Raw genomic sequence first — 19,722 nt, forward strand, 5'->3', positions numbered from 1 at the left:
GTCGCGGTGCCGGCGTCGATGTGCCCGGCGCGGGTGTTGAAGGACTGGTAGGCCTGCTTGCCCGGGGCCACGTCGGCCACGGTCTTGGACCCATATGGGGTGGTCAGCGTGATCGTCGCCGGCACATCCCCGTTGTTGACGGCCGTGACCGCCAGGTAGGCCGAGGTGCCGATGCAGCGGGAGGCGGCGGTGACGGCCAGCTTGACCTGCGACGAGGACGCCGCGGCGAAGGACCAGGAGTCGACCTCGAAGAGGTCCGCTCCCTGGGGCCCGGCGTAGGTGAAGTACACGTCGTGGACGCCCTTGACGCCGTCGAGCTTGGCGGTCAGCTTCGTCCACTCGCCGAGCGGCGCGTCGACGGGGATGGTCGCCACGACGGGCGAGGTCCGGCCGTCGAGACGAATCTCGATCTTCCCGCCGGCCGCGAGCGGGCGCACCTTGGCGGTGACTCCCGCGGCGCCGTCCGTGCCGAAGTCGACCTTCGCGAGCGACGTCCAGTCGCCGTCGTCGATGTCGTGCACCACGAGGTTCGGGGCCTGCGCGCCGAACTCCTCCGACCCGCCGTCGATCTTCTTGGTCGCGATGCCCTGCTGCCAGGCGATCGTCTCGGCCTCGATCACCCGATAGGGGTCGAGATTGCGGATCTGCTCGACGCCCTTGTAGTCGCCCTTCACCTCCTTGATCGTGCCGCCCGGGTTGAAGTCGAGCTTGGCGAGGTGCGGGCTGCGGAAGCCCTGCGTGGCGCCGCCCGTGATGCGGCTGTTGAGCGTCTGGGCGTGGTAGGTGAAGTAGTACTGCCCGCCCAGCTTGAACACCGACTGGTGGTTGTTGCCGCCGGCGCCGAAGTAGGTGCCGGGGTTGCGGAAGATGATGCCCTTGTACGTCTCCGGCGTCCAGGGGCCCATCGGGCTGTCGGCCATGAGGTAGGCGATCGCCCCGGTCGGCGGGCCGTTGGGGTCGATCGGGCCGCCGAAGCCGAAGTTCGACGAGTACGAGTAGTAGTACTTGCCGTCGCGCTTGAACAGGTGGCCGGCCTCGAACACGAGCGGCGCGTCGATGACCTCCGCCGAGCCCTTCGTGCTGATCATGTCGTCGCCGAGCCTGATCACGCGCGTGGACTTCGGGTGGTTGGTGTTCTCGGCGCTGCGCGACCCGTCGTCGCCGCCACCACCGAAGACGAGGTAACCCTGGCCGTCGTCGTCGATGAACACGCCGGGGTCGAAGAGCCAGTTCTTGCCGTCGGAGGCGCCCGGAGTGGCACTGGTGATGAGCAGGTTGCCGCGCTCGTCGTGCCACGGACCGATCGGCGAGTCGCCGACGATGACGCCCGAGCCGCCGCCGTTGTTGGCGAAGTAGAGGAAGAACTTCTCCTTGCCGTCGACGACCTTGCTCTCCATGGCGGGGGCCCACGAGTTGTTCGCGTAGCGGGCGATGCCGCTCGGGCCCGCGACCGGGATCTCGCCGTGGTCGACCCAGTTCATGAGGTCGTCGGACGAGATGACCGTGATCGTGTTGATGCTGGCGTAGGTGTTCGTCGAGGAGACTCCGGTGGGACCGGGCTTGTACTCCTGCGTGTCGTTGGTCATGTAGATGTACACGCGGCCGTCGTGGACGAAGGCGTTGCCGTCCGCGCCGAACTTGTGCGAGATGAGCGGGTTGCCCTCGCCGGGGTTCTTGCCGAGCGCCTCGATGGTCGTCGACGGCACGAACTCGGAGACGGACACGTCGTCGACCTTGAAGTCCATGAGGTGCGTGTCCGGAGCGGACGCGGGGTCCGACGTCCACGGCGTCTCGAAGAACAGCCTCGCGGTGGAGACGCTCTGCCCGGCGGGAATCGTGAAGGTGCCCTGGATGAGCCCCCACTGTCCGCGCGCCACCGTCACCGTGCCGACGTTCGTGTAGGTCGAGCCGCCGTAGTGCATGGTGGCGAAGAACTGCTTGGTCGCCGGGCTGTTCGGGTTCTCGTACTTCACCCGCGCCGTGATCGCGTACGTCTTGCCGGCCTGCACCTTGCCGGACAGGTCCTGCATCGGACCGGATCCGGTCGTCTTGCGGTTGGTGACCAGCACGGCGCTCGATCCCGCGTACGCGTCCGTCGTGGGCGACAGCGTCGCGCCGTCGGTCGCGTTCCCGTTGTTGACGAACCAGCTGCCGAGGCCGTCCTCGAACCCGCCGTTCACGATGATGTTCGGGCCGGCGGCCTGGACCGGTCCCGCCGTCGCGGCGACCGCCGCGGCCAGCATGGCGCCGGCCACCGCCATGGCGGCGACCCGTCGCCGGGCCGTCCTTCGAACACGCTTCAACACGAAATATCCTCCTTGACCTCAGACTTCTTCCGGGGACACGGACGCCCCGGGGAGGGTCGGCTCACTGCGGACAGGGATGGGCGGCCGCCCGCCCTGGCGAACCGCGCAGATGCGCGCGACGTGTTAGGGGGTGGGGCCGGCCGGCTGGTCGGCCGGCCCCGGTGGTGCTGGTGCCTTCCTTACGGCGGTGTCCCCGGCACGTGGGCCGTGGTCATCGCCGGTGCGGTCAGCGGCAGCTGACCGCGGTGTGAGCAGCTCAGCTGCAGCCGGCCGCGGTGTAGGCGGCGTCGTAGGACGTGGTGACCTGCTTGCCGTCGATCGTGGCGGTGCCCTTCACGGTCGCGGTGCCGGCGTCGATGTGCCCGGCGCGGGTGTTGAAGGACTGGTAGGCCTGCTTGCCCGGGGCCACGTCGGCCACGGTCTTGGACCCATACGGGGTGGTCAGCGTGATCGTCGCCGGCACATCCCCGTTGTTGACGGCCGTGACCGCCAGGTAGGCCGAGGTGCCGATGCAGCGGGAGGCGGCGGTGACGGCCAGCTTGACCTGCGGTGTGGCGGACTTGAGCGTGCCGAGCCGGGCCAGCTGGTAGCTGAGCGCCCGCTCCGGAGCGTCGATCTGGTTCTGGGTGCCGAACTCACCGGCCCGCGCCGCCTTCGCGTCGTCGAGCGCGGCCTGCATGCCGGCCCAGGCGTCCGCCGGGTAGTCGCGCTCGTCGAGCGTGCCCGCGTACGCGATGGCCGCGTCGAGGGCGCTCGTGTCGAGCGGCTTGTTCTGCGCGGTCAGGGTGTCGCTGAGCTTGTAGTAGTCGAAGTCGACGTGCCCGCCCTTCTCCTTCGTCGCGTAGTCGAACAGGCCGATCCGGTGTCCCATGAAGTGCGAGAGGCTGCCGTCCAGCGTCTGCGGGCCGACGCGGCTGCCCAGCGGGGTCCACTCCAGCCCGTCGAGGCTGTAGTAGAACGTCGTCCACAGCTGCCCGACCGGCGAGCTGAAGTCGAGGTCCGCCTTCACGTACACCTGGGTCGCGTCTCCCAGCGGCACCGTCGTGCCCGGCACGAAGTTCTCGATCGCCGACTGGTCGATGTCGACCGCGAACGGCTGCACCCGGTTGACGACGCCCAGCGTGTTCTGGCCGTCGACGCGCTTGACCGCGACGTACGAGAACCCGCGGTTGTAGGCGGCCAGACCGGCGACGTCACCGTTCTTCATGCCGGAGATGTCCATCCTGGTCTCGACGGACTGCCGCGGCCCGAACGTACGCTGCGAGAGCGTGTTCCGCGCCTCCTCGAACCAGGTCAGCTCGTCGCGGCCGGAGAGCTTGGTGTAGACGTACTTGCCGGTGACCACCTTGCCGGTCGTCAGCCGCAGCCATCCGTCCCGGTCGGTGAGCGACCAGTAGCGGTTGTCGGGGGCGTGGTTCCACTCCCACACCGGGGCGAGCCGCGACCCGTTGGGGGCGATCTCCTCCTTGGAGGGGCTCTCGATCGTCACCGGCTGACCGACGACCGAGACGTCGTCGATCAGGTAGTCCACGCTCGACGAGGCCGGCTGCGGGTTGCCCCACGGGGTCTCGACCGCGAACTTGAAGTTGTCCACGTTCGCCGTCGCGGGGACGGTGTACTGGCCGGTCACGGTCGTCCACTGCCCGGCGGGAACGTTCCCGGACGCCATCGTCTGGACGCCCGCGCCCCAGTCCGCGACGAGGTTGAACCTGATGCTGCTCGGGCCCGAGGTGTACTTGATCTTCGCCGACACGGTGTAGGTCACACCGCGCTGCATCTTGCCGTTCAGGAGCTGGTTAGGGCCGGACCCGTTGAGCGTGCGGGTGCTCACCTTGAGCGCCGCAGAGCCCGCGGCAGGGTCGGTCGTGTCCCGGCTGAGTGTGGCGCCGTACTGCCCGGCCCACGGCGCGACCGCGTCGGACTCGAACCCGGCGTTCTGCAGCAGCTCGACGCCGATCAGCGAGCCGTCGTACGTGGGCGGGTCAGGGATCGTCCACTCCTCGTCCATGTACGCCTTGTGGGGGGCGTCGTTGGCGAAGTCGTCGGAGGCGACGAGGCTCTTCTGCTGCTCGAACCTCTCCCCCTCCGGGCTCAGCTCGATCGGCTTGTCGAACGCGCCGTTCACCGGCACGACTCCGTTGTTGCCGAACGTCGGCCAGCCGTCCTGCCAGGTCGCGGGGATGAGCGCGGGGGTGCGCCCGATCGGGAAGTTGTCCCGGAAGAACATGCCGTACCAGTCGGTGCCGCCGTTGCGGGAGATCGGCACGAGGCTGCCCTGGGCGAAGCCGTTGGAGTTGAGCACCCCGCGCGCCTCGTAGGTGTTCGAGCCGTCCGCCGACGTGTAGCGCCCGAGCAGGTCCTTGGAGCGCATCATGACGACCTGGCGTCCCTGCCCCGACGGCCAGGTGATGACGACCACGTAGTAGTAGCCGTTGATGTGGAAGACCTGGGCGCCCTCGAACAGCCCGCCGATGAACGGCTTGCCGGCGTAATCGCTCGCCGTGAAGATGTTCGGAAAGTCCTTGTCGATGCCTGACATGTCGGACTTGAGACGCACGGCGCTCGTCCCGCCGGAGCCGTAGAAGATGTACGGCGTGCCGTCGTCGTCGAAGAACAGCGACGGGTCGTGCAGGCCGCGGCCGAGGGGCGTGCGCTTCCACTTCCCGTTCTCGACGTCGTCGGTGCTGTAGAGGTACGCGCCGCCGAGGTTGTTGGTGTTGAACACGACGTAGAACCTGCCGTCGTGATACCGCAGGGACGACGCCCACTGGCCCTGTCCGTAGGAGTTCTGCCCGTTGCGCAGGGAGAACGCGTCGCCGATGTCGGCCCGGTCGAAGACGTAGTTGACGATCTCCCAGTTCACCAGGTCGTACGACTTCATGATCGGCGCGCCCGGGCTCAGGTGCATCGTCGTGCTGATCATGTAGTAGACGTCCCGGTGTTCCTTGTTCTCCGCGGCCGGGACGCGCTCCACGCTGATGTCCGGCACGTCGGAGTTGAGGATCGGCACGGTGTAGGTGCCGTCACCGCGGTCGGTCGAGGTGTACGACGGCGTCGGCGACCAGCCGGCGGAGGCGTTCGCCACACCACCGTGGGACGCGAGACCACCGCACACGAGCGCGGCGGCCGTCGCGAGCGAGATCCTCCGGAACCGTCGGGGGATCGCCGTGGATCGGCGATTTTCGGGCACGCGAAACTCCTAGGATGAGCGATGTCAGGCAATGCCTGACAGGAGTGGGTGGGGATCTGAGTGGGCGGTCGACTGGGGTGCGGGCGAACCGCCGGCCCGCGAAGGAGGATTCGGTCCCGGGTCCGGCCGGCGTGGCGGTCCCGCCGCACGGGGTGGAGCGCGCGGGCTCGCGGTGGAGGCGATGTCCTACCGGTTGTGCGATGTGGAGAGCGGGGTGCTCACCTCAGGCGCGCAGGTAAGGCGGCCATGAGGCGGTCGCGCATGAGGGGGGTCGTATCCGTGCGGGCGGGACGGCGTGAAACGTTCCCGCGGAGGGGCGGGGTGAGGTGCGGCGGGGGGACCGCTCTCATCAGGGGGCTCCTCGGGCTGTTAGCGCTAACATTTTCGACTACAAGTAGATGACGGCGATGTTTCGTGACCGTAGGTGGGACGGCGCTGCACTGTCAAGACTCTGAGGCGTGCATCGCGGGCAGTAACGTACTGTCCGTAAGCCCGAAAATTACCGTCGCGGCACGTCAGGGAGCGGCCCGGGGGTAGGTAACAGATTCGCCTACAGACAGCATCTTCATACCGATTTCTGGCATTCGATGACGAATTGGTGACGTCTCCTCCCGATCGCGATCAAGGCCGTACCATCCTTGGTGTACGACGAGGGGAGTGTTGTGGACGAGCGTAAGGCGCCTGCGGGCGTCGACCCGTTTACGCCGAGCGTCGCCCGGATGTATGACTACTACCTGGGTGGCAAGGACAACTTCGCGGCGGATCGCGAGGCCGCCGAGAAGATCATCGAGATCCTGCCCAACCTTCCCGACATCGCCAGGGAGAACCGCGAGTTCCTGATCCGGGCGGTCACCTACCTCACGCGGCAGGGCATCCGCCAGTTCCTCGACATCGGAGCCGGGCTTCCGACCCAGCGCAACGTCCACCAGGTGGCGCAGGAACAGGCCCCGGAGTCCCGGATCGTCTACGTGGACAACGACCCCATCGTCCTCGTCCACGCCCGGGCCATCCTCGCCGAGAACGAGCGGGTGCGCGCGGTCGAGGCGGACATGCGCGACCCCGAGGCGCTGCTGCGGCATCCGGAGGTCCGGGAGCACATCGACTTCTCCCAGCCGCTCGCCGTCCTCCTGCTCGGCGTGCTGCACTTCATCCCGGACGACGACGAGGCCATGAAGATCGTCGCAGCGCTCCGGGGCCCGCTCGCGCCGGGCGGCTACCTGGTCGTGTCGCACGGCTCCCTCGGCGATCTGAGCGAGGACCAGGAGGAGGAGGGCCGCAAGGTGTTCAGCCGGACCTCCGTCCCCGGCACCACCTCCCGATCGCACGACCAGATCCTCGCGTTCTTCGACGGCCTCGAGCTGGTCGAGCCCGGGGTGGTGCCGCTGCAGGAGTGGCGGCCCGACGCCGACTACCCCCTGGTGCGAGAGGGCAAGGCCGGCGCGCTCGGCGGCGTGGGCCGCGTCCGCTGACGCCTGAGCGGGACACCCCGGCTCACGGGAGAGCGGACAGGCGCGCCTCGGCACGGTCTCGTGGCCGGCTCGGGCATCGGCGCGGTCACCGTCCGCCGTCCGGCCGCCGAGGGCGGGGCGTCGTGATCGCCGCCGCCGTCTTCGCCCTCACGGCCGGCGAGCAGTTCCTCGCCGTCGGCGACCTGTCCCTCGGCGCCGGCCTGCACATCCCCGTCGACGCCGGAATCATCGCCGCCTTCCTCCGCCGACGAGCTCGTGCTCCGGCCGGCACGGCCGCCCGATACTTTCCGTCGTTCTCGCGTCACGCATGCCGCAGCCGCCCTCGGGTTCGCGTAATACCCGCCGTCGCCGCCCCGCCCGTGAAGTAGTAGAAGGTTCATGAAATAAAACTCTGTTACATCGCATTCACGCATTGTTCGGCGGGTTGAAAACTGAACGTGTCTTGCGGCGGTTAAGCGCTTCGCTTCCTTGTGGTGACCCCCTGTAGCCCTCTACACCAGGGACAACGCAGAAAACAATATCGACAGATGTGATCGAAGCCACATGCCCGTGCATGCCTGACGATCTCGTCGGCCTGCGGGGCCGATTATCACGGAAACCGTTTACATCGGTGCGCGGCGCGCCGATTCCGTGATCATGGTCTCGATGAAACAACACGAATTCCGCACATTTCAGAATTGCGCGGCAAAACTTAGCCTGTTTTCCGTAGTGATCAACTCGACCACTCGGGAGACAACCCTTGCGGAGATCATCCGTGGCCGTCGTCGTCACGACGGCCGCCCTCCTCGGTCTGCCCGCCGTGTCCGCCGCGGCGCAGACCGTCCCCTCGAACCCCTCTGCCTCCTCGGCTCCTTCCGGTCCTTCCGCGGCGTCGGGAGCCGCCGCGGCGGGCGACCACACGGTCACCCTCGTCACCGGCGACACGGTGAAGGCGCGCCTGGAGAACCACGACCTGCGCGTCCTGTCGGTCGAGCCGGGTGAGGGCCGTACGGGCATCACCTTCGCGGTCACCGACCGCGGCGACCAGGTGTCGGTGGTGCCGTCGGACGCGGCCCCGCTCATCCGGGCCGACCGGCTCGACCCCCAGCTCTTCGAGGTGGGCACGCTGATCGCGGACGGCTACGACGACGAGCGCAGCCAGACCATCCCGGTCATGACCACCTATCCCAAGAGCGCCACCAGCGAGAACGCCGAGCGGGCCGACGCCGCGCTCGGTTCGGCGGCCAAGCGCCGGCACGCCTTCCCCCGTCTGGGTCTCAGCGCGTTCGCCATCGGCAAGAAGTCGGCCCCCGACGGCTGGCGCGGCCTGACCGGCGGCTCGGCCGCGCCGAGCACTCTGCGCGGCGGTGTCACCAAGCTGTGGCTGGACGGCAAGGTGTCGGCCGGCCTCGACCAGAGCGTCCCGCACATCGGCGCGCCGACGGCGTGGGCGAGCGGGTACGACGGCACCGGCGTCAAGGTGGCCGTGCTGGACACCGGATATGACACCGACCACCCCGACCTGCAGGGCAAGGTCGTCGCCAGTGCCGACTTCACCGGCAACGCGAACGGCGTCGAGGACGGCAACTCGCACGGCACCCACGTGGCCTCGACCGTCGCCGGATCCGGCGCCGCCTCGGGCGGGCTGTACAAGGGAGTCGCCCCGGGCGCGAGCCTGGTCGTCGGCAAGGTCCTCGGCGACGACAGCTGGGGCACCAGCTCCGCGATCATCGCGGGGATGGAGTGGGCGGTCGGCGAGCAGGGCGCGAAGATCGTCAGCATGAGCATCCAGAGCGACCCGGGCTTCTCCGACCACCCCGTCGCCACCGCGATCAACACGTTGACCTCGCAGTACGACGCGCTGTTCGTGGTCTGCTCGGGCAACTACGGCCCCGGCACCTCCACCATCAGCTCCATCGGCGTGGCCGCCAAGGCGCTGACCGTGGGCGCGGTGGACCTGACCGACACCGTGGCGGGCTTCTCCAGCCGCGGCCCCGTCGGCACCCAGGGGCTGAAGCCCGACATGACGGGGCCGGGCGTGGACATCACCGCGGCCGTGCCCGGTGGCGGCTACGGCACGATGAGCGGCTGCTCGATGGCCACCCCGCACGTCGCCGGGACGGCCGCGCTCGTCAAGCAGCGCCACCCCGCCTGGGGCGCGCAGCGGCTGAAGGACGCCCTGATGGGCACCGCCGCGGCCGCCGCGGGGTCGACCCCCTACACGTACGGCACCGGCCGGGTCGACGCGGCCCGCGCGGTGAGCCAGCAGGTCACCGCGAACCCGCCGAGCGCCGCCCTGACGGTCACCGCCGCCCAGCCCACGGCCACGCAGACCGTGACCTACACCAACGACTCCGCGACCCCGGTCACGCTCAACCTGGCCGTGTCGGCCACCGACTCCACCGGCGGCACGCCCGCCCCGGCCGGCCTGTTCACCCTGAGCGGCAACCAGGTGACGGTGCCCGCAAACGGCACCGCGCAGGTCACCGTCACCCTGCACCAGGTGAACAGCACCACCAGCGTGTACGGGGGAGTGCTGACCGCAACCTCGACCGGGGGCGCGTCGCTGCGCACCGCGCTCGGCGCGGGCGTCGAGGCGGCCTCCACCACGACCACGGTCCGCGTCCACTACAACCCGGGCGCGGGCAACCGGATCGCCCTCCGCGGTGACGCGCCCCTGAGCTGGACCGCCGGCCAGTACTGCGTCGGCAAGGCGGCCGACCTGTGGGAGTGCGGGGTCAACGTCCCCGTGGGGCAGCAGTTCTTCTACAAGCCCCTGGTCAACGACAGCCTCTGGTCCACCGGCTCCAACTACTACGGTGTCGGCGGGCAGACCTACGACATCTACCCCAGCTTCTAGCCGCTTCCGAACACCCGCATCGCGCCCTGCCGGCCGTCGCCGGCAGGGCGCTCGCGCGTCACGGGCCCGGCTCGCCCGGCGCGTCCGGCGAGGACTCGGCGCCGCGGTGCGCGGCGGCCCCGCTGCTGTAGCGCATTCTGATCTTCATGCCGCCGTCACCGTGACGTGCAGTCGCGAACGCGTCACGAGGTGCGGACCCCAGACGGAGGGCCCGCGCCCGAGTCCGTGAACAGAACCGCGGGCAGAACTTCTGCGCCTCGACCGGTGTCCAACCGCTCGTACCGGTCACGAGACGGAGGGACTGATCGCATGGCCGCGGCATCCGCCCTGCTCCCCGGCGACCCGCCGCGCCTGGGGGACTTCTGGCTCGCCGGGCGGCTCGGCGCGGGCGGGCAGGGAGTCGTGTACGAGGCCTACGATCCCGACGGCGTCCGCGTCGCCGTCAAGGTCCTCCACGGCGACACGGCGAGCGATCCCGGCCTGCGGTCGCGGTTCGGCAAGGAGGCCATGGCGGCGCGTCGTGTCGCCTCCTTCTGCACGGCCCGGGTTCTCGCGGTCGACCTCGTCGGGCCCAAGCCGTACATCGTCAGCGAGTATGTCGAGGGACCGAGCCTGCGCCAGGCGATCGCGTCCGGCCGCCGGTTCCGCGGGGACGAGCTGCACCGGCTGGCGACCGGCGTGGCGACGGCGCTGGCGGCCATCCACGACGCCGGCGTCATCCACCGCGACCTCAAGCCCGACAACGTCCTGCTCGGGCCCGACGGCCCGCGGGTCATCGACTTCGGGATCGCCAGGACGCTGGAGATGTCCCTCACCGCGAGCGGGCTCGTGACCGGCACGCCCACCTACATGGCGCCGGAAGTCTTCATGGGCAGGCGCGCCGGAGCCCCTGCCGACGTCTTCTCCTGGGGAGCCGTCGTCCTGTACGCCGCGATCGGCGACGACCCCTTCCAGGCGGAGAGCCTGGGTGCGGTCATGCATCGCGTGCTGGCCACCGACCCCGATCTCGATGTGCTGCCCGGCTCGCTGCGCTCGCTCGTCGAGGCCGCTCTCAGCAAGGAGCCGCTCGACCGGCCCACGGCGCGGGACCTGCTCCTGGGGCTGATCGCCGGCGCCGGCGGGCCCCCGGCCGATCTGCTCAGGGCGGGCAGCGCCGCGGCCGGGCGGCTGTCTTTCGACACGGCCTCGGATCCCGGGCTCGGGACGCTCGCCGAGGACGCCTACGGGTTGCTCGGCGAGCCCGAGCGTGCCCTGGTGCCCGACGTCTTCCTCAGGATGGTCGCCGCGAGCGAGGGCGGAGAGCTCTCGTTACGACCGCTCCCGAGCGACGAGTTGTTCGGCGGCAGGTCCTCCGCTGAGACGGCGGCCCTCGACCGGATCCTCGACGTCTTCGCCTACCTGCTCGTCCGGCGGGGAGGCGACATCGTGCTCGCCCGGCCCGGCCTGCTCCGCGCCTGGCCCCGGCTGCGCGAGTGGGTGGACGACGAGCGCGGCGGCCTGGCCGTACACGGGATGGTCCGCACGGCGGCCCGGCAGTGGGACGGCCACGGACGGCGCGAGGGCGACGTGCTGCAGGGCGGACGGCTGGAGTCCGCCATGCACTGGGCCGCCGCCGGACGCCGGCATCTCACGCTGAGCCCGCTGGAACGCGACTTCCTCGACGCGTGCGAGGCCGCCACCCGCCGCCGCCTGCGCCGCCGGCGGCTGCTCACCACCGTCCTGGCCGTCCTGCTCGCCGTCTCGGTCGCGGCCGGTGCGACGGCCGTACGGCAGAGCGGGGTCGTCGCCGAGCAACGCGACCACGCTCTCGCCGGCCAGGCCGCGACAGAGGCCGACGGCATGCGGACGTCGGACCCGGTGCGGGCGATGCTGCTCGGCGTCGCCTCCTGGCGGCTCGACCGGACGCCGCAGACCCGGTCCGCGCTGCAGAACGCCTGGGCCCAGCGCGAGCGCGCGGTCTTCACCGATCCCCAGCCCGTCGGCGACTCCGTACGGATGATCACTGCCGATGGGCGCAGGCTCTTCAGCGTGTCCCCCCGGGGTGTCCGGATCTACGACCTCAGGAACGGGAAGCCGGCCGGCGGATGGGACGGCCTCGGTTTCCGGAACGGGGACACGCTGCTGGACGCGGCGCTCAGCGCGAGCGGCAGGATCCTCGCCGTGGCGTCCGGCCGGACGGACGGCCCGCCGGCCGAGGTCCGCGCGTGGGACACGACGACCGGCAGGCCGACCGGCAAGACGTTCGGACTGGAGCCCGCCGTGCCGTTCAACGGCGTGGAGGCCGGCGCGGACGACCGCTACCTGCAGATCCACCAGGGGGACGGCACCGCGCTGTGGGACATCCGCACCGGCGCGACCTACGCCTCGCGATCCGGGGTCATGGACGCCTCCTTCAGCCCGGCGGGCGGCCTGGTGGCGTTCGCGGACCTCCTCGGCGGCTTCCACCTGTGGCGCCTGCCGGGCGGCCGGCCGGTGGCGCGATGGCACGAGAAGGACGCCTGCACGGGCTCGGCCCGGTCCGTCGCGATCAGCCCGGACGGCCACACCCTCGCCTGCGCCACGACGTCGGACATCTCCCTGATCGATCTCAGGACCGGACGGCTGCTCCCGGCTCAGCCGGGTGTCGACGGCGGCCGGGTCCTGTTCAGCCCGGACGGACGGCTTCTCGTGGCCCGGGACGAGAACGACTTCCGGCTCGTCGAGGTCGCGACGGGGAACACGGTGCTGACCTACCGGGTGGACGCGGAGGGATTCGGCTTCGACGGCGCCGCGCTGCGCTACCTGGCGGACGACACGGTCGTGACACTCGACATCGCCGATCTCCTCGCCCGGAGGCGGCTGCCGGAGGTCACGCCCGATGCCGCGCTGTACAGCCCCGATGGCCGGCTCCTGGTGACGCACGAGGCCGACGCCCGTGATCTGGTGCTGTGGGACGGCGCACGGCTGCGCCCCTCCGGCCCGCCGATCCGGCTGATGGAGGCGGACGCGCCGATGCTGTCGCTCGCGTTCAGCGGCGACGGGCGCCTCCTCGCCTTCGCGGACGGCATGGGCGCCGACGTCGTCCGCGTGTGGGACACCGAGCGGCACGTCCAGACGGGCCGCATCACGCTCGCCGGGGACTGGTACGCGCGGGGTCTGGCCATGAACGCCGACGGGAGCCTTCTCGTCGTGACCGCCGCGACCCCGGAACAGGACGGGACGCAGGAGCAGCACAACCGCTTGCTCGTCCGGGACATGCGGCAGGACCGCTGGATCAAGACGATCGACCTGAACACCGAGATGGAGGCCGTATTCCGGCCCGGGAGCGCCATGGTCGCCCCGGTCGACTCCAGGGTCAACCGCCTCATCGACCTGTCGACCGGCCGCCCGTCCGGGCCGGCGACGACCTCCGGGAGCACCGGCATCCGCGCGGTCCGCGTCTCCCAGTCCGGGTTCAGCCCGGACGGCCGGATCCTCGCGATCGGCGACACCTCCGGCCGCCTGACCTTCTGGGACCTGTCCACGGGCCGCAGACGCGGCCCCGTCTTCAAGAGCGCCTCCACCGCGGGGATCTTCAGCATGCCGTTCTCGCCGAGGGGCGATGTGGCGGCCACCGTCCTCGTGGACGGGACCGTCCAGCTGTGGGACGTCGCGACGCCCGCCAAGCTCGGGACGTCGATGCCCGGCACGGGCGCCGACCTGGTGGCCGCCGCGGCCTTCGCCTCCGGCGGCCGCGTCCTGCGCGTCCTGGACGAAACCGGGACGCTGCGCGAGGTCTCGGCCGATCCCGCCGACCTGGTCGCCACCGTCTGCTCCCGTGCCGGTCGCACGCTGACGGAGGCCGAGTGGACCCGCTACCTCCCCGGCGCGCCGTACCAGGACGTCTGCTCCGCCTGACCTGACGATCGGCCGAACTTCATCTCGCGGGTCAGGGGCGGCCGCGGGGCCGAACGCGGGCCGGGGGGATGGGCAGGGGTTCGGCCCCGGCGACGACGGTGTTGCGCACGGCGCCGATGCCCTCGACGGTCAGCTCGACCACGTCGCCCGGCCGGAGCGGGGGAGGGTCCTGGCGGCCCCGCAGACCCCACACCTCGGCGAGGCAGCCGCCGTTGCCGCAGGTGCCGGAGCCGAGCACGTCGCCGGGGCGCACCCAGGTGCCGCGCGAGGCGTAGGCGACCAGGTCCTCGAACGGCCAGCTCATGTTCGACAGCAGGTCGCGGCCGACCTCGGCGCCGTTCACCGACGCGTTGAGCGCCAGGCGCAGGAACCCCTCGCCGTCCCGGTACGGCTCCAGCTCGTCGGCGGAGACCAGCCACGGGCCGAGGGTGGTCGCGGTGTCCTTGCCCTTGGCCGGGCCCAGATTGACCCGCATCTCGCGGCTCTGCAGGTCGCGGGCCGACCAGTCGTTCATGATCAGATAACCGGCGATGTGGTCGCGGGCCCGCTCGGGGGTCAGGTCGCGACCGGCCCGGCCGATCACGGCGGCGACCTCCAGCTCGAAGTCGAACGCCCGGCAGCCGGGGGGCAGCGGCACGTCGTCATACGGGCCGACGACGGCGTAGGGGTTGGTGAAGTAGAACGCGGGGGCGTCATACCACGCCTCGGGCACGCCGCCGTGCCCGTCCACGCTCCTGCGCACGCCCTCGACGTGCTCCTCGAACGCGACGAAGTCGCGCACGGTGGGCGGCTGGAACGGCGCGTGCAGCCGGACGTCGTCCAGCGGGATCGGGTCTCCGGCGAGGTCGGCCGCCTCGTGGAGGCGGCCGTCCACGAGAAGGTCGAGCAGGCCGCTCCCGTCGCGAAACGGCCTGACCGATCCGGCGTCCGCGACTCCCGAGAGAAGACGCCCCCGGTGGGTGAAGGTGGCGATCCGCATCAGTGGGCCCCCGTCAGACCGGCGGCGCGACGAAGACGCCGCGGTCGGCGTCGTTGAAGGACTCCTTGGCAACCAGCTCGTTCATGGGGTTGGCCGTGCCCCACTGGTCGGTGACGTCGGGCTGGGAGAAGTCGTAGACGTGCGGGTGCCAGGCGTCCTCGTCCAGCTCCTCCAGCTCGGTCGTGTACTCGACCGTGTTGCCGTGCGGGTCGAGGAAGTAGGAGAAGGTGTTGTCCCCCGCCAGGTGCCGGCCGGGCCCCCAGATCATCCGGACCCCGGCGCGCAGCAGGCGGCCGGTGCCGTACATGTACTCGTCCAGGCCGCGCATCTCGAAGCTGATGTGGTGCAGGGAGGCGTGCGGGCCACGGGCGATGGCCATGCTGTGGTGCTGCGGGTTGCACCGCATGAAGTGCATGACCTGCCCCATGCGGGGGTGGGCCAGCGTGTCGGACAGCGCGAAGCCCAGGTGGGTCTCGTACCAGTCGCGGGTCGCGTCGATGTCGGGGGAGTTCAGCACGACGTGCGACAGCCGCACGGGGACCGACTCCTTGGGCTCCAGCCTGCGGTGGGCCCGTACGGCGACGTCGGCGGAGATCTCGATCGTGCGGCCGTCGAGGTCGAAGAAGCGGAAGCCGTAGCCGCCGCCGGGGGTGGCGAGGGGGCCGGGCTCGCTGACGAGCGTGACCCCCGCAGCGCCCAGCCGGGCGGCGAGAGCGTCCACGTCGGCGGGGGTGGCCGCGCCGAAGGAGACCAGGTCGAGCCGCTTCTCCGCGGACTTGCGGAGCCGGATGACGTACTGCTCGGGTGAGCCCTCGGCGGCCAGGAAGCTGATGCCGGTGTCGCCGGCGACCTCGGTGAGCCCCCAGACGCCGGAGTAGAACGCGCGCTGCCTGTCGTAGTCGGGCACGGCGAGGTCCACGTGCCGCAGATGGGTGATCAGACGTGACATGTCAGTCCTTCAGATCGAACAGATGGAGGGCGTTGCCGCCGCGAACGGCGTTGAAGGCGTCCCCGGCCGGCAGCGCGGCGCGCAGCCGGTCGAGCGGGTCCTCGACGCCCATGTCGAAGGGATGGTCGGAGCCGAGCACGACCCGGTCAGGCCCGGCGGCCTCGACCAGGGCGCGCAGCGCCGCGGGCTCGTAGACGAGGGAGTCGAACCAGATCCGGCGCAGGTAGGCGCTGGGCGGCTCGGCGCACGCGTGCGCCTCGGGCCGCACGCGCCAGCCGTGGTCGGCCCTGCCGGTGCAGGCGGGCAGGTAGCCGCCGCCGTGCGCGGCCAGCACCTTCAGCCTCGGATGCCGGTCGAGCACGCCGGAGAAGATCAGGTGGGACAGCGCGACGGCGTTCTCCGCGGGCTGGCCGACGATGTTGGACAGATACCAGCGGTCCAGCCGCTCGTCGAACGTGCACCCGAACGGGTGGAGGAAGACGACCGCGCCGGTCGCCGCCGCGTGCGCCCAGAACGGCTCGTACGCCGGGTCGGACAGCTCGAGGCCGGGCGCGTGGGAGGAGATCTCCACACCCTTCAGCCCGAGGCCGAGCGCGTGGTCCAGCGCCTCCACCATCAGCGCGGGGTGCTGGAGCGGGACCAGGCCGAGGCCGTGGAGCCGCCCGGGGGCCTGCGCGCAGTGCGCGGCGGTGAACTCGTTCGCCAGCCGCCACACCGTACGCGCCAGATCGGGGTCCGCCCAGTAGTGGTAGTGCGACGGGGACGGGCTGACGATCTGAACGTCCACCCCCGCGCGGTCCATGTCGGCCAGCCGCGCCGGCACCCGGGTGAGCCGTCCGAGACGCTCGGAGATCATCCGGCCGGAGGCCTCCAGGGAGTCGGGGCCGTTGCGGCGCGCGTCCAGCTCCCGGTGCGCGGCGTGGCCGGGCCGCCCGGCGACGGCCTGCTCGATCTGCGGCAGCAGCACGTGCGCGTGCGCGTCGATCGTGATCACGGCCGCTCCGTCACGAGCGCGGTGATCCGGTTCATCAGGCCGGGCATGTCGGCGTCCGGGGCGGGCTCCATCTGCCACCGGGCCAGCCGTACCGACGCCTCGACCACGGCCGCGGCCCGTTCGTGACGGCGGTCCATGAACGCGTCGAACAGCGACCGGTCGAGCCGGTCGGCGGCGAGCAGCAGCTCGGCCAGGACGGCGGCGTCCTCCAGGCACTGTGCCGCGCCCTGCGCGATGGTGGGCGGGCAGGCGTGCGCGGCGTCGCCGACGAGCACGACGCGGCCGCGGTTCCAGGGGCGGTCGACCAGCAGCGACTCGAACCACGTGTAGTTGATGCGGTCCGGGTCGGTGATGTCCTCCCGGATCTCGTCCCAGGCACCGCCGTATCCCTCGGCGAGGGCCCGCATGTGCGCGACCTTGTCTCCGACCGCCTCACGGGGGCGTGCCTTCTCGACGAGGTAGGCGTACATGGTGTCCGGGCCGGTCGGGCAGTATCCGGCGATGAAGCAGGGGCCGCCGTAGACGAGGTCGGTGCGCTCGACCCCGGCGGGGCGGCGGGTGTGGACGCGCCAGATGCCCATGCCTGTCGGGCTCGGGGCCACGTCGATCCCGATCAGCCCGCGAACCGCCGAGCGGATGCCGTCGGCGCCGACCACCAGGTCGTACGTGCCGGTGGTGCCGTCGGACAGCCGCACCTCCACCTGGTCGCCGGTGTCGGTCAGCGCCTCGGCGGTCACCCCGAACCTGGTCCGCGCACCGGCCTCGCCTACGGCGTCGGCGAGGACGGCGGCCAGTTCGGGGCGGTTGATGCCGAGGGTGGCCGGCAGGCCGGGGCCGCCGGTGCGGGCGCCGGGCATCTCCGCGAGCAGCGTGCCGTCGGGGGCGCGCAGCCCGAGCGAGTCGAACGCGAAGCCCGCGGCGGCGACCCGGTCCCACACCCCGAGGTCGCGCAGCACCCGCAGCGCGTTGCCCTGCAGGGTGATGCCCGAGCCGAGCGCGGTGGTCCCGGACTGGATCTCCGCGATGTCCACGGTGACCCCGGCGCGGGCGAGCAGGATCGCCAGGGCCGATCCGGCGGTGCCGCCGCCGACGATGAGGACGTTGCCTACTGCTGGCATGAGCGACTCACTTGATGGCGAGAGGGTTGACGGGGGAGCCGACCGCGCCCGTGACGGGGAGTGGGGCGGCGGCGAGGAAGAACTCGTACACGCCGTCGGCGGCGCAGTGCTCGGCGAGCGCGTCCAGGTCCCACATCTCGCCGATCAGCAGGCCGATGTGCGGGATGGCCACCTGGTGCAGCGGCTGGAAGGCGTTCTCGAACTCGTTGGGGCGCACCTCGAAGCCCCACGTGTCGGTGGCGACGGCGGCGACCTCCGTGCGGTGCAGCCAGCCGGCGCTCCAGAACGACAGGCCGGGGGCGGGACCGCCGGCGTAGTCGCCCCAGCCCTCCCTCCTGACGCGGCTCAGCTGACCGGTGCGCACGCAGACGATGTCGCCGCGGCCGACCGCGACGCCGTGCGCCTCGGCCGTTGCGTTCAGGTGCTCCTCGGTGATCGCGAATCCGTCCGGCAGTTCCCCGCCGCCGATCACGCGCCCCACGTCGAGCAGCACGCCGCGGCCGACGACCGGCGCGGCCATGTGCTCGATGCCGGTGACCTGGTCGCCCTCGGAGGTGACGACCCGGTCGGCGGGGCGGCCGTTCCAGGCCCTGCCGTGATCGAAGATGTGGCCGAGGCCGTCCCACTGGGTCGAGCACTGCAGCGGCATCGCGATCACGTCGTCCGCGCCGCCGAACCCGTGCGGGAACCCCTGGTCGCCGTGGACCGCGTCCAGTCCCGTGTCCAGCATCGTGTGCACCGGGTTGGTGCGGCGCCGCCAGCCCTTCTGCGGTCCGTTCATGTCGAACCGCTGGGCCAGCGAGAACGACACGCCCGTGCGGGCGCACGCCGCGCCCTGGCGGCGCTTGGCCTCGTCGACGAAGTTGACCGTGCCCAGCACGTCGTCGGCGCCCCAGCGGCCCCAGTTGGAGTATCTCGCCGCGGCCTCGGCGATCGCGTCCTCCGGTGTCATCCGGCCTCGCTCACGCAGCGGTTGCGCTGGACGCCCAGCCCGGTGATCGTGCCCTCCATCACGTCGCCCGGCCGCAGCAGCCGGCCCCAGTGCATGCCGTTGCCGGCCGGGCTGCCGGTGAGCACCAGGTCGCCGGGCAGCAGTTCGACCGTCTGCGAAGCGTACGACACGAGCCGCGCCACGTTGAAGATCATGTCCTTGGTGGTCTCGTCCTGCATGACCTTCCCGTTGAGCCGGAGCGTCACGCGCAGGTTGCCGGGGTCGCCGACGAAGGCGGCAGGCACCAGGTAGGGCCCGAGCGGGGTGAACGTCGGGGCGTTCTTGGCCCGCAGCCAGTCGGCGCCGATCTCCGGCATGTCGCGGCGGAACACCATCTCGCGAGCGGTGACGTCGTTGGCGATCGTGTACGCGGCGACGTGCTCCAGGGCGTGCTCGGCGGGCACCCGGAAGGCCGGGCGGCCGATCACCGCCGCCAGCTCCAGCTCCCAGTCCGGCTTGGCGCACCAGGCCGGGATGACCACGTCGTCGTACGGGCCGGTCACCGAGGAGGGCAGGCCGATGAACACGTACGGCTGGTCCTCGGCCGCGCGGCGGTCCATCATCGCGGCGGCCTCCGCCCGCACCTGGTCGGCGGGCCGGCCGTTCTCGGGCTCGTGCGCCACCGCCAGGTCGATCACATGGGTGCGATAGTTGGCGCCGGACTGCAGGATCTGCCGGGGCTCGACCGGGGCGTGCACCCGCAGCTCCGCCAGCGGCAGCCGCTCTCCGGCCGTCCCGGCGGCCCCGTGCGCGTGATGGCCGTGGAGCAGCGGCAGGACGTCGTCCCAGCGCTCCAGCAGCGCCCGCGTGCTGCCGTACGCCTGCAGCCCGGGGACGGTGCGCAGGTCCAGGACGTGGTCGCCGGTGACCAGGCCGGGGAAGCGCGCGCTGCCGGAAAGGGCGCCGGCGGAGAACGTGCCGAGCGCGAACGGGCCGGCAAGGGGCGGGGATGTTTCCACGTGGTTTCCTCCCGGTGTGGTGCCCTTAACCTTGAACCCGACGGGATGATTT

12 protein-coding genes are annotated in these 19,722 nt (G+C 71.3%); 4 read left to right on the forward strand and 8 right to left on the reverse strand.

What is annotated here, in order from left to right; translation table 11 throughout:
* Together ABZ860_RS37585 and ABZ860_RS37590 are read right to left on the reverse strand one after the other, a co-directional pair.
* A partial coding sequence (locus tag ABZ860_RS37585) for a family 43 glycosylhydrolase (protein WP_357229907.1) occupies nt 1-2,306 on the reverse strand: 2,306 nt, incomplete at its 3' end.
* 256 nt (nt 2,307-2,562) lie between these two features.
* Nucleotides 2,563-5,496 (reverse strand): family 43 glycosylhydrolase, encoded by a 2,934-nt coding sequence (locus ABZ860_RS37590; protein WP_357229909.1) that lies wholly within the window; start codon nt 5,494-5,496, stop codon nt 2,563-2,565.
* 662 nt (nt 5,497-6,158) lie between these two features.
* Here ABZ860_RS37590 and ABZ860_RS37595 point away from each other — a divergent pair.
* The 4 genes from ABZ860_RS37595 to ABZ860_RS37610 all read left to right on the forward strand — a co-directional run bounded on the left by ABZ860_RS37595 (nt 6,159) and on the right by ABZ860_RS37610 (nt 13,680).
* Entirely contained in the window at nt 6,159-6,965 is an 807-nt protein-coding gene (locus tag ABZ860_RS37595; protein ID WP_357229911.1) for an SAM-dependent methyltransferase, read from the forward strand.
* Between the two features lie 122 nt (nt 6,966-7,087).
* On the forward strand, nt 7,088-7,333 hold the full coding sequence (locus ABZ860_RS37600) for a hypothetical protein (protein WP_357229913.1): 246 nt from the start codon (nt 7,088-7,090) through the stop codon (nt 7,331-7,333).
* A gap of 386 nt (nt 7,334-7,719) precedes the next feature.
* Nucleotides 7,720-9,804 carry a S8 family serine peptidase gene (locus ABZ860_RS37605; protein ID WP_357229915.1) on the forward strand — a complete coding sequence of 695 codons (2,085 nt, stop codon included), beginning with the start codon at nt 7,720-7,722 and terminating at the stop codon, nt 9,802-9,804.
* 309 nt (nt 9,805-10,113) lie between these two features.
* The gene (locus ABZ860_RS37610) at nt 10,114-13,680 is read left to right on the forward strand and encodes a WD40 repeat domain-containing serine/threonine protein kinase (protein WP_357229917.1); all 3,567 of its coding nucleotides are present in this window, start codon (nt 10,114-10,116) and stop codon (nt 13,678-13,680) included.
* Between the two features lie 31 nt (nt 13,681-13,711).
* On the opposite strand, the gene ABZ860_RS37615 is transcribed toward ABZ860_RS37610, so the two are convergent.
* Genes ABZ860_RS37615 through ABZ860_RS37640 form a run of 6 tightly spaced genes read right to left on the reverse strand, consistent with a single transcriptional unit; the run spans nt 13,712 to nt 19,670 of the window.
* Nucleotides 13,712-14,659, reverse strand: a complete 948-nt coding sequence (locus ABZ860_RS37615; protein WP_357229919.1) for a fumarylacetoacetate hydrolase family protein — start codon at nt 14,657-14,659, stop codon at nt 13,712-13,714.
* A 13-nt stretch (nt 14,660-14,672) separates the two neighbouring features.
* Nucleotides 14,673-15,608: a VOC family protein gene (locus tag ABZ860_RS37620; RefSeq protein WP_357229921.1), complete on the reverse strand. Its 936-nt coding sequence runs from the start codon at nt 15,606-15,608 to the stop codon at nt 14,673-14,675.
* A gap of 1 nt (nt 15,609) precedes the next feature.
* A complete protein-coding gene (locus ABZ860_RS37625; RefSeq protein WP_357229923.1) occupies nt 15,610-16,602 on the reverse strand; it encodes an amidohydrolase family protein in 993 nt (330 codons plus the stop codon).
* Nucleotides 16,599-17,720 (reverse strand): FAD-dependent monooxygenase, encoded by a 1,122-nt coding sequence (locus ABZ860_RS37630; RefSeq protein WP_357229925.1) that lies wholly within the window; start codon nt 17,718-17,720, stop codon nt 16,599-16,601. The genes ABZ860_RS37625 and ABZ860_RS37630 overlap by 4 nt, the downstream gene beginning before the upstream one ends.
* 7 nt (nt 17,721-17,727) lie before the next feature.
* On the reverse strand, nt 17,728-18,672 hold the full coding sequence (locus tag ABZ860_RS37635) for a cyclase family protein (protein ID WP_357229927.1): 945 nt from the start codon (nt 18,670-18,672) through the stop codon (nt 17,728-17,730).
* On the reverse strand, nt 18,669-19,670 hold the full coding sequence (locus ABZ860_RS37640; RefSeq protein WP_357229929.1) for a fumarylacetoacetate hydrolase family protein: 1,002 nt from the start codon (nt 19,668-19,670) through the stop codon (nt 18,669-18,671). Before ABZ860_RS37640 ends, ABZ860_RS37635 begins: the two co-directional genes overlap by 4 nt.
* Nucleotides 19,671-19,722 lie beyond the last annotated feature (52 nt).

The sequence above is a fragment of the Microbispora sp. NPDC046973 genome (genome assembly GCF_040644495.1).
Lineage (GTDB): Bacteria > Actinomycetota > Actinomycetes > Streptosporangiales > Streptosporangiaceae > Microbispora.